The organism is Rhodococcus sp. NPDC058532 (assembly GCF_042719255.1).
GTDB lineage: Bacteria > Actinomycetota > Actinomycetes > Mycobacteriales > Mycobacteriaceae > Rhodococcus_G.
Genome location: NZ_JBHXNU010000018.1, coordinates 74,017 through 84,664, shown reverse-complemented (window position 1 = coordinate 84,664; position 10,648 = coordinate 74,017). Strand labels below are relative to the sequence as shown.

Genomic DNA, 10,648 nt, shown 5'->3' with positions numbered 1-10,648 from the left:
CATTCCTTCGCAAGAACGATCATCCCAGCGCAGAGGGCACCTGCCCTTCTATGACACGTTGTACCGCCGATCTCCATCGGTGGATTCAGGTCTGACTGACCGAATCCCACATTCGGTCAGGCCGAGCGGCGGTCAGGCCGGGCGGCGGTCAGGCCGGGCAGCGGTCAAGCGTCGAGGCCGGCGAGGAAGTCGAGCCAGATCGCGTTGACCTCGTCGGGCTTCTCCATCTGGACGAAGTGGCCCGCCCCGTCGACGACGTGGGTTCCGACCAGCCCGGGGACGAGGGTCTGCATGGTGGCGAACGGGTCCCGTCCCATCATTTCCAGGACGGGGTCCTTCGCGCCGGCGACGAAGACGGTCGGCACCTCGATCGGGAGGTCGTGGCGGGTCTCGTTCTGCGCCCACACCGCATCCTCCGCGCGGTACCAGTTCAATCCTCCGGTGAACCCGGTTCGGGTGAATTCCTCGACATAGTAGTCGAATTCGGACTCATCGAGCCACGGCCACGGCAGCGACGGTGGGTCGGGGAGGACGTCGAGGTAGCCGTTGCCCTCGGACGGGAACTCCCAGCAGTCCAGGTACCGGTTCGCCCCGGACAGCGCGTGCAGGATCTTCGCGAGGAACTCCCGCGGCCGACCGTTCAGTTCGGCGTCCGCGACGCCGACCTCCTGGAAGTAGTGCACGTGCGCGAAATGCTGGGACGCCAGGTACCGGAACCCCACGGTGGGCTGCACCGGAAGCCGGGGCGTCCGCGGAACGCTGAGCTGCATCAGCGCCCGCACCCGCCCGGGCGCCCAGGCGGGCAGGTCCCACACCAGGTGGGCGCCGAAGTCGTGCCCGGCGAACACCGCCTGCTCGAGGTCGAGGGCGTCGAGCAGCCCGACGAGGTCGCCGACCGTGTGCGGACGGTCGTAGGCGGCGGCGTCGCCGGGCGCGTTGCTGCGCCCGTAGCCGCGCATGTCGGGGGCGATCACCCGGTACCCGGCCCGGGACAGCGCCTCGATCTGGTGCCGCCAGGTGAACCACAGGCCGGGGAAGCCGTGGCACAGCACCACCGGCATCCCCTGCCCCTGCTCGGCGACGTGCAGGTCGATGCCGTTCACCGGCAGGGTCCGATGAGTCAGCTCCGACATCAGGAGCGTTCCGTGCGCGTCGGGTCGGTCAGGTGCGCCGCGAGCCACTCGACCACGTCGCCGAGCACCTGCTCGCGCTCCGGTTCGTTGAACACCTCGTGGTACAGGCCCGGGTACTCCCGGTACGTCAGGTCCGTCGACCCGGCGGTGGACGCGATCATCCGGCTGCCGTTCACGTTCACGAGCCCGTCCTGCTCGCCGTGCATCAGCAGCAACGGCACCGTCAGCGCGGGCAGTCGCGCGGGCAGCGACTCGGCGTTGACGATCAACCCGCGCGCGATGCCGGCTGGCACCTTGCCGTGGTGCACCAGCGGGTCCGCGTTGTATGCGGCGACGACCTTCGGATCGCGGGAGACCCGGTTCGCGTCGAGCGTCTCCACCGGCAACCCCGGCAGATACCGGCCGAGCATCTTGCCGAGCGCGACCACGACGCCGGGAGTTTCCGAGGCCACGTCGACGGCGGGGCCGGACAGGATCAGCCCGGCCAGGTCCGCCTGGTGGTCGAGTGCGTAGTCGAGGGCGATCGCCCCGCCCATGCTGTGACCGAGCAGGTACACCGGCAGCCCGGGATGCGCGGCGCGGGCGATAGCGAACACCCGGTGCAGGTCGTCGGTGAAATCGCGCCACTCCCGGAGCTCGACGCGCTTACCGCCGGATCGTCCGTGCCCGCGGTGGTCGGGCGCGTACACCACCAGGCCGAGGTCGGTGAGCCGCCGCACGACATGGTCGTAGCGGCGGGCGTGCTCGCCGAACCCGTGGGCCAGCACCAGGATCGCGACCGGAGCCCCGTCCGGGGTCCAGGTGTCGTAGGTGATCCGGGTGCCGTGATTACCGGTGAACGATCCCTCTGTGCGAGTCACCTCGCCCACGATATGCGCCCGACGCCCGGCGCGCGGCGACTACGCCAGGTGGCAGGCCACCTGCCCACCCCCGACCACCTCGGTCACCACCGGGACCTCGGTCCGGCAGCGCTCGACCGCCACCGGGCAGCGGGTGCTGAACGCGCAGCCCGGGGGCGGGTTGGCCGGGTCGGGCAGCTCGCCGGACAGCCGGATCCGTTCCCGTTCGCGCTGCCGTCGCGGGTTCGGGACCGGGACCGCCGACAGCAGCGCCTTGGTGTACGGGTGCGCGGGCGCGCTGAACAAGCGATCCGACGGCCCCCACTCCACGATCCGGCCCAGGTACATCACCGCGGTGGTCTGCGCGATGTGCCGGACCACCGCGAGGTCGTGGGCGATGAATAGGTACGCGATGCCCAGCTCCCGCGAGAGTCGTTCGAGCAGCGCGATCACCTGGTTCTGGGTGGACACGTCGAGCGCGCTGACGGCCTCGTCCGCGATGATCAGCTTCGGTTCGACGGCGATCGCGCGGGCGATCGCGATGCGCTGACGCTGCCCGCCGGAGAATTCGTACGGATACCGCTGGGCGTGCTCCCGCCGGAGCCCGACCTGCTCGAGCAGGTCCCCGACCTTGCGCCGGCGGGCCTCCGCGTCGAGATCGGTGTGCACCTCGAGGGGTTCGGCGATCGCATCGCCGACGGTGCGCGCCGAATCCAGCGACGAGTACGGGTCCTGGAACACCATCTGCATGTCGCGGCGCGCGGACCGAAGCTCGGTGCGGGACAGGGCGGTCACGTCGACGCCGTCGAGGGTGACGGTCCCGGATGCGACGTCGACGAGCCGGAGAATTCCCCGCGCGGTGGTCGACTTCCCCGACCCCGACTCGCCGACCAACGCAAAGGTCTCACCCGAACGGATGTCGAAGCTGACGTCGTTGACCGCCCGAACGGTCCGCCTGCGACCGAATAGTGCTGCCCCGCTACCAAACTCCACGTTCAGTCCGCGCACGGCGAGCAGCGGCGCCTCGGTCCGGGCCTGCACGTCGACCGTCATGAGCATCCCTCCAGGGTGAGTTCCTCGACCCGCGCACACCGCGCGAGGCGCTCGCCGCCGAGGCCCCCCAACCCGACGGTGGTGTCGCACACCGGTTCCCGGTACCCGCAGCGCGGCGCGAAGCGGCAGCCAGTCGGGATTGAGCCGGGGACCGGCGGGGAGCCGGGGATGGTGTGCAGGTCGACCCGGCCGTCGATCGACGGCACCGACTTGAGCAGCCCCTCCGTGTACGGGTGCCGGGGGGTGTCGTACAGGTCACCGGTGCGGGCCCGCTCAACGACCTGACCCGCATACATCACCACCACCTCGGTGCACAGGTCCGCGACCACCCCGAGGTCGTGGGTCACGAACAGCACACCCATGTCGAATTGTGTTGCCATGTCCCGGATCAGGTCGAGAACCTGCGCCTGAATCGTGACGTCCAACGCGGTGGTCGGTTCGTCGGCGATCAGCAGCTTGGGCTCACAGGCGAGCGCCATCGCGATCATCACCCGCTGCCGCATGCCGCCGGAGAACTCGTGCGGGTACTCCGTGACCCGCCGCGCGGCATTCGGAATGCCGACCAGGTCGAGCACCTCGACGGCCCTGGCGAGCGCCGCCTTGCGGCCGACGCCGCGGTGCCTGCGGACCACCTCGGCGATCTGGTCACCGACGGTGAACACCGGGTTCAGGCTCGTCATCGGCTCCTGGAAGATCATCGCGATGTCGTTACCGCGCACCGCGCCCAGTTCCCGTTCGGACGCGGCCAACAGGTCGCGGCCCTGGAAGCGAATGCTTCCGGCGGTCACCCGCGACTGGCGTTGCGGCAGCAGCCGCAGCACCGACGAGCAGGTGACGCTCTTGCCGGACCCCGACTCCCCGACCAGCCCGACGAGGTCACCCGCCCGGACGTCGAAGGTGACGTCCTGCAGCACCGGGGTCCATCCGCCGTGGGTGAGGAACTCGACGCCGAGTCCCTCGACGGACAGCAACGTCTCGCTCATCGCTCACTCCTGTTCTCGCGTCCGACGGAATCCCGGATGCCGTCGCCGAGGGTGTTGCAGGCCAGCACCGCGAGGATGATCGCGACCGCCGGAATCAGCACCGGCCACGGCGTGTAGTTCCACGCCTCGCGCCCCTCGGCGAGCATCCGCCCCCAACTCGGGTCGGGTGGCTGCACACCGAGGCCGAGGAAGCTCAGCGACGACTCCGCGAGCATCGCGAACCCGCAGGCGAGACTGACCTGGACGATCAGCGGGGAGAAGATGTGAGGGAGGACGTGGGTGCGGATGATCCGTCCGGTCGGGGTCCCGATGCTCCGAGACGCCTCGATGAAGGTGTCCTCGCGCACCGAGATCACCGCGCCGCGCACCACCCGGTAGAAGCGGGGCGCGAACACGATGCCGATCGCGATCATGGCGTTGGTCAGGTTCGGTCCCATCACACCGACGATGGCCATCGCGAGCAGCAGCGGCGGGAAGCTGAGGAAGGCGTCCGCGACACGCGAGATCACCGCGTCCCACCGCTTGCCGAGGAAGCCGGCGATCAGCGCGGGGACCACCCCGAGCACCAACCCGACGGACACCGAGATCGCGGCGGCGGACACCGCGACCCGCATCCCGTACATCAACCGGGACAACGTGTCCCGTCCGAGGTTGTCGGTGCCCAGCAGGTAGCCATCGCGCAGCGGGGGCAGTCGGCGGGCGGTCAGTTCCTGCGCGAGGGGGTCGTGCGGGGCGATCAGCGGCGCCAGCAGCCCGATGACGGTGATCGCGATCAGGAAGGCCGCCGACAGCACCGCTGCCCGTCGACCGCGGAGCCTGCGGAAGAACCGGCGGCGCGGCGACTCCACGACATCGGCAACGGATCCGTCGGTGACCGAATTGGTCGCATCCAGTGCGGTCATGCGGCCCTCCTAGTCTTCGGGTTGAGGTAGCCGTACGAGATGTCCACCAGCAGGCTCATCACCACGGTGGCGAGCACTCCGAAGATGACCACGCCCTGAATCGTCGGCAGGTCACCGGACAGCACCGCCTGGATCGCGAGATCGCCGAGACCCTTGAGCCCGAACACCGATTCGATGACGGCGGTACCGCCGAGCAGGAACGCGATCTGCATGCCGAGGACGGTGGCCGTGGGGATGAAGGCGTTCTTCAACGCGTGTTTGACCAGGACGGTGCGCCGCGGCAGGCCCTTCGCCGTCGCGGTGCGGATGTAGTCCTGCTGCATCACGTCGATCATCGAACTCCGCAGCTGCCTGGCGATCTCCGCTGCCGCGGCGACGCCGAGCGCGATCGCGGGCAGCAGCAGGTGCGAGAGCCACGGCCACAGCCCCTTCGCCAGTGGCGTGTATCCGGTGGCGGGCAACACCTTCAGATTCATCGCGAAGAGCAGCACCAGCAGCAGCGCGAGAACGAAGTTGGGTGTCGCGACACCGAGGGTTGACCCGACACCGGCGACCCGATCCTGCCAGCTGCCCGGCCTGCTGCCGCCGACGATGCCCGCCGGGATACCGATCAGCAGGGCGACGATCACCGAGACCACCGCCAACGACAGCGTCACCGGGATCCGGTCGACGATCATATCCAGCACCGGCGCCTTGTAGGTGAAGCTGGTGCCGAGGTCGCCCTGCACGAGGCCGGTCAGGAAGTTCACGTACTGCACCACGACCGGTTGGTCGAGACCCAGTTCCTGCCGGACCATCTCGACCTGTTCCGGCGTCGCCGACTCGCCTGCGATCCGGTGCGCCGGGTCGCCGGGGATGAGGAAGACGAGGCTGAAGGTGATCGCGGTCGCGATCAGGAGCAGCGGGACGACGGCGAGCAGCCGGCTCCCGATCAGACGTAGCACTGTGTGTGTTCCTCCTGCTAGTCCGCGGCGGCGATACCGACGCCGCCCCATTCGTCCATCGCCCGGTACGGCTGGTAGCCGACGACACGGTCGGTCACGATGCCCCCGATATCTGAGAACGCCAGCGGCACCATCGGCGCCTGGTCCATCGCGGCCGCGGACGCCGTCGCGAGCAGCTCACCCCGCCGCACCGGATCCGACTCCCGGTTCGCCGCGTCGAGCGCCTCCTGGAAGCCCGGCAAGGCGTCCGCGGACGGGTTCTGCGGCGACGTCGCCCCGTAGTAGGTGCTCAGCAGCAGGGACGGGTCCGCGCGCCCGACGACGGTGGTCAGCACGGCGTCGAGTTCGCCCCGGTTGAACACCGGCGACATCTCCTGCGGCGTCATGGTGCGGATCTCCATTCGGATGCCGACCTTCTCGAGCTGCTCCTGCACGATCTGCGCGATCAGCTGGTTCTCCGGCAGGTTCATCACCCCGGCGGTGAAGGTGAATCCGTTCGGCACCCCGGCCCTGGCGAGCAGGTCCTTCGCCTCCGCCTCGGAGTACGCGAATCGGTCGGCGAGGTCGGGGTTGTACGCGAAATAGCCGGACGGGAAGTTCTGCGATGCCGCCTCGCCGTGACCCTCGAGCGCGGTCGCGGCGAGCACCTCACGGTCGATGGCCCGGGTCACGGCCTGCCGGACCTCCACCGTGCCGAACTCGCTGCGGGTCCGGTTGAGGTTGAGCGCGTAGTGGTTGAGGCTGGTCTGCACCTCCACGTCGAGCCCCTGCGACCGCGCCGGGTCGATGATGAGGGGGGTCGCGATCGCGGCGTCCATCTGGTCCGAGGCAACCGCGCCCAACCTGGTCTGCGGATCGGCCATGACGGTCCACTGGAACCGGTTCGCCCCGACCGACTCCGCGTCCCAGTACCCGTCCCAGGACGCGAATTCGTACTCCGCTCCCGGTGTGGAGCGGGCCACCGTATACCGGCCGGCGCCGACCGGGTCGAGGACCAGCGCGGCATCCTTTTCCGGGGTCCCGAAGGCGTTGGGGCTGACCATCATCCCCGGCAGGTCGGACAGGGTCAGCACCAACTGGGCGCCGGGGCCGTTCAGGCCGAGCACCACGGTGCGCGGGTCGGGGGTGTCGATCCGGTCGACGGGCGCCAACATCGTCGTGGTGATCGAGTCCGGCTCCTTCGCCCGCAGCAGGTTCGCCTTGACCGCTGCCGCGTCGAACGGGGTCCCGTCCTGGAAGACGACCCCCTCACGCAGGTGCAGCGTCAGGGTGGACCCGTCCGGCGCGAACTCCCACGACGTCGCGAGCCCCGGAATCGCGTTCGCGTCCGGATCACGCTGGACGAGACGGTCATAGACCTGCGCGAGCAGGATGTTGTCCTGCGCGACCTTCGTCTTGTGCGGGTCGAACGACGACGTGCCGTACGTGGTCGCGTAGCGGAAGGTGGCGGTCGGATCGGTGGCCATCGACGAGCTGTCGGAGGCCCCGTCGGTGGCGGTCCCCGCGCAGCCTGCGAGCAGCGCGGCGGTCAACCCGACCGCGACGATCATCTTGCGAGACATGTTCCCTCCCATTTCACCCGCTGCTAAGACTCCCGTAGCGCCCCGAGTGTGACGCACGACACGTGACGTCAGTTGGCCGCCACGCCGACACCGCGCCACTCGTCGACGACCCGGTTGGGTTCGTAGCCGACGACCTGATCCGAGGTGATCGCACCGAGCTGCGCGAAGGCGATCGGCAGCATCGCGGCCTCGCCCATCAGCACCTCGCTCACGTCTCCGAGCAGCGCGGCGCGCTGCCCGGGGTCGGTCGCCCGGTTCGCGGCGTCCATCGCCTCCTGGAACCCGGGGATCGCGTCGTGGGACGGATTCTGGGCGGAGTTCTGGCCGTAGAAGGAGGTCAGCAGCAGCGACGGGTCGGCCCGACCCACCAGGGTGGTGAGAATCGCGTCCAGCTCCCCGCGGTTGAACGCCGGGTTCAGGTCGGTCGGCGTCATCGACCGGATCTCCATGGTGATGCCGACCTGCGCCAGCTGCTCCTTCATGATCTGCCCGATCATGGTGTTCTCCGGCAGGTTCGACACCCCGGCGACGAACGTGAAGCCTTCCGGCACACCGGCGTCGGCGAGCAGACTCTTTGCCGTCGCCTGATCGAACGGGTACTGGCCGTCGAGCGCGTCGTCGTGTGCGAAGTAGCCGGTCGGGAAGTTCTGGCTGGCCGCCTCACCGTGCCCCTCCAGCGCGGACGCGACGATCGACTCGCGGTCCACCGCGTGCGCGAGCGCCCGCCGCACCTCGATCTTCCCGAACTCGCTGCGCGTCCGGTTCAGGTTGAGCACGTAGTTGTTCAGGCTGGTCTGCACCTGCGCCTCGAGGCCCTGTGCGGTCGCCGAGTCGATGGACTGGGGGGTCGCGATGCCCGCGTCGAGCTGACCGGATGCAACGCCGCCGACCCGGGTCTGGGGATCGGTCATCACCGTCCACTGGAAGCCGTCGGCCCGCACCGCGTCCGGATCCCAGTAGCCCGGCCGCGCCGCGTACTGATACTCGGCGCCCGGCTGCGCGTTCACCACCGTGTACCGGCCCGCCCCGACCGGCGCGAGCACGAGGGCCGCGTCCTTCTCGGGGGTGCCGAAGGCATTCGGGCTCACCATCATCCCGGGCAGGTCGGAGAGGGTGAGGACCAGCTGCGCGCCGGGGCCTGCGAGCCGCAGCACCACGGTGCCGGGATCCGGGGCGTCCACACCTGCGACACCCGCCAGCATCGAGGAAGTGATCGAATCCGGGGCCAGCGCCCGCTCCAGGTTGGCCTTCACCGCGGCCGCGTCGACGGCGGCGCCGTCGGAGAAGGTGACACCCTCGCGCAGGTGCAGGGTCAGCGCGGATCCGTCCGCGGCGAATTCCCACGACTCCGCAAGTCCCGGTACGGGGTTGCCGTCGACGTCGCGATGCACGAGTCGGTCGTAGACCAGGTTCAGCATCGTCGAGTCGCTGGTGATCTTCGTCTTGTGCGGGTCGAAGGAGGACGCGCCGTAGGTGGTGGCGTACCGCAGCGTCGCGGTCGGGTCGACGTCCGCGGCGGACGCACCGCCGGTTTCGGTGGAACCGCACCCGGCGACGAGAGCGGTGGACACCGCGATCGCGGCCGTCAGTCTACGTGGGAACACAGGCATCCTTTGATCGGACCGAATAAGGCTGGGATGGGCGGCTATTCGGCGGCGAGACCGACGCCACGCCATTCGTCGACGAGCAGGTTCGGCTGGTATCCGACGACCCGATCGTCGAGGGTCGAGCCGAGCGCGAAGAACACCAGCGGCAGCGCGAGCGCGTTGTCGCTGACGATCGTCGACACCGCGCCGAGCTTCTCGCCGCGGACGGCGAGATCGGGTTCCGAATTCGCGGCGTCGAGCGCCTCCTGGAAGCCGGGCGCGTTGCCGCGCGACGGGTTCTGCGGCGACGCGGCCCCGTACAGCGAGGTCAGCAGGATCGACGGATCTGCCCGGCCGGTGAAGGTGGTGACGATCGCGTCGGCGTCACCGCGATTGAAGGTCGGCGACGCGTCCGCAGGCGGCAGCGGGCGCAACTGCATGTCGATGCCGACCTCGGCGAGCTGCTGCTGCACGATCTGGGCGACGAGCTGATTCTCGGGGAGGTTCAGCAGAATCGCGGTGAAGCTGAAGCCATTCGGCAGTCCGGCCTGGGCCAGCAACTGCCGGGCCCTCTCCGGGTCGTACCGGTAGGTGTCGTCGAGTGCGGCGTCGTGCGCGAAATACTGCTTCGGGAAGTTCTGTGTCGCGGCCTCGGCGTGACCCTCCATCGCGGTGTCGGCGATGGCCTGCCGGTCGATCGCGTATGCGAGCGCCTGCCGCACCTCGAGCTTCGTGAATTCGCCCCTGGTGCGGTTGAAGTTGATCGCCATGTGATCCATCCGGATCGGCGCCTCGACGGTGAGACCCTGCTGCTCGGCCGCGTCGATGGTCAGCGGCGTGGTGATGGCGGCGGACACTTCCCCGGAGGCGACCCCGTTCAGTCGGGTCTGCGGGTCGGTCATCACGGTCCACACAAACCGGGTCGAGGTGACCGCCTCGGGATCCCAGTAGCCGTCCCTGGCCGCGAACTCGTATTCGGCGCCGGGGCGAGATGCTGCGACCGTGTACCTGCCGGTTCCGGCCGGCGACAGGGCGAGCGCAGCGTCCTTCTCCGGCGTACCGAAGGCGTTGGGGTTGACCATCATTCCCGGCAGATCGGAGAGCGTCAGCACCAGCTGGGCTCCCGGACCGTTCAGGGTGAGGACCGCGGTACGCGGGTCCGGGGTCTGCACCCCGGTAACCACGGTGAGCATCGAGGCGGTCACCGAGTCCGGCTCCATCGCCCGTTCCAGGTTCGCCTTGACGACGGCGGAGTCAAACGGGGTGCCGTCGGCGAAGGTCACCCCGTCACGCAGCAGCAGCGTCAGCGTTCCGTCACCGAACTGCCACGACTCCGCCAGGCCTGGAATGGGATTGGCGTCGGTGTCGCGGTGAACGAGGCGGTCGTACACCAGGTTGAGCATGGTCGCGTCGCTGGTGATCTTCGTCTTGTGCGGGTCGAACGAGGAGGTCCCGTAGACCGTCGCATAGTGGAAGGTGGCGTTCGGATCGGCCACCCCGGACGACGACGTCTCGGCAGCACCGCAGCCGGCGAGCAGGGCGGCGGACAGTCCGAGGGCGACAACGAGCTTGCGTGACATACACATTCCTTCCCGACGCGCACCCATGCAGTGCCGAGGCACGCGGGAACACACCGAATCCGTCGG

General features: G+C 69.3%; 9 protein-coding genes. All 9 read right to left on the bottom strand.

Annotated features, from left to right (window positions below; translation table 11 throughout):
- Window positions 1-164 precede the first annotated feature (164 nt).
- The 9 genes from ACFWQG_RS19365 to ACFWQG_RS19325 all read right to left on the bottom strand — a co-directional run bounded on the left by ACFWQG_RS19365 (window position 165) and on the right by ACFWQG_RS19325 (window position 10,582).
- Window positions 165-1,133: an alpha/beta fold hydrolase gene (locus ACFWQG_RS19365; protein WP_378509263.1), complete on the bottom strand. Its 969-nt coding sequence runs from the start codon at window positions 1,131-1,133 to the stop codon at window positions 165-167.
- Window positions 1,133-1,993 carry an alpha/beta hydrolase gene (locus ACFWQG_RS19360; protein WP_378509262.1) on the bottom strand — a complete coding sequence of 287 codons (861 nt, stop codon included), beginning with the start codon at window positions 1,991-1,993 and terminating at the stop codon, window positions 1,133-1,135. The genes ACFWQG_RS19365 and ACFWQG_RS19360 overlap by 1 nt, the downstream gene beginning before the upstream one ends.
- Window positions 1,994-2,032: 39 nt before the next feature.
- Entirely contained in the window at window positions 2,033-3,025 is a 993-nt protein-coding gene (locus ACFWQG_RS19355; protein WP_378509272.1) for an ABC transporter ATP-binding protein, read from the bottom strand.
- Window positions 3,022-4,008, bottom strand: coding sequence for an ABC transporter ATP-binding protein (locus ACFWQG_RS19350; RefSeq protein ID WP_378509261.1), 987 nt, complete (start codon window positions 4,006-4,008; stop codon window positions 3,022-3,024). Before ACFWQG_RS19350 ends, ACFWQG_RS19355 begins: the two co-directional genes overlap by 4 nt.
- Window positions 4,005-4,910 (bottom strand): ABC transporter permease, encoded by a 906-nt coding sequence (locus tag ACFWQG_RS19345; RefSeq protein WP_378509260.1) that lies wholly within the window; start codon window positions 4,908-4,910, stop codon window positions 4,005-4,007. Before ACFWQG_RS19345 ends, ACFWQG_RS19350 begins: the two co-directional genes overlap by 4 nt.
- Window positions 4,907-5,854, bottom strand: coding sequence for an ABC transporter permease (locus tag ACFWQG_RS19340; RefSeq protein WP_378509259.1), 948 nt, complete (start codon window positions 5,852-5,854; stop codon window positions 4,907-4,909). The genes ACFWQG_RS19345 and ACFWQG_RS19340 overlap by 4 nt, the downstream gene beginning before the upstream one ends.
- Before the next feature lie 17 nt (window positions 5,855-5,871).
- Window positions 5,872-7,416 carry an ABC transporter substrate-binding protein gene (locus ACFWQG_RS19335; RefSeq protein WP_378509258.1) on the bottom strand — a complete coding sequence of 515 codons (1,545 nt, stop codon included), beginning with the start codon at window positions 7,414-7,416 and terminating at the stop codon, window positions 5,872-5,874.
- Window positions 7,417-7,484: 68 nt separating this feature from the next.
- Complete coding sequence (locus tag ACFWQG_RS19330; protein ID WP_378509257.1) at window positions 7,485-9,026, bottom strand: ABC transporter substrate-binding protein; 1,542 nt, start codon at window positions 9,024-9,026, stop codon at window positions 7,485-7,487.
- A 35-nt stretch (window positions 9,027-9,061) separates the two neighbouring features.
- Complete coding sequence (locus tag ACFWQG_RS19325) at window positions 9,062-10,582, bottom strand: ABC transporter substrate-binding protein (protein WP_378509256.1); 1,521 nt, start codon at window positions 10,580-10,582, stop codon at window positions 9,062-9,064.
- Window positions 10,583-10,648 lie beyond the last annotated feature (66 nt).

Bases quoted from the DNA above. Each gene is read 5' to 3' on its own strand.
- ACFWQG_RS19365 (WP_378509263.1), bottom strand. From the start codon at position 1,133: ATGTCGGAGCTGACTCATCGGACCCTGCCGGTGAACGGCATCGACCTG.
- ACFWQG_RS19335 (WP_378509258.1), bottom strand. From the start codon at position 7,416: ATGTCTCGCAAGATGATCGTCGCGGTCGGGTTGACCGCCGCGCTGCTC.
- ACFWQG_RS19325 (WP_378509256.1), bottom strand. From the start codon at position 10,582: ATGTCACGCAAGCTCGTTGTCGCCCTCGGACTGTCCGCCGCCCTGCTC.
- ACFWQG_RS19355 (WP_378509272.1), bottom strand. From the start codon at position 3,025: ATGACGGTCGACGTGCAGGCCCGGACCGAGGCGCCGCTGCTCGCCGTG.
- ACFWQG_RS19345 (WP_378509260.1), bottom strand. From the start codon at position 4,910: ATGACCGCACTGGATGCGACCAATTCGGTCACCGACGGATCCGTTGCC.
- ACFWQG_RS19330 (WP_378509257.1), bottom strand. From the start codon at position 9,026: ATGCCTGTGTTCCCACGTAGACTGACGGCCGCGATCGCGGTGTCCACC.
- ACFWQG_RS19350 (WP_378509261.1), bottom strand. From the start codon at position 4,008: ATGAGCGAGACGTTGCTGTCCGTCGAGGGACTCGGCGTCGAGTTCCTC.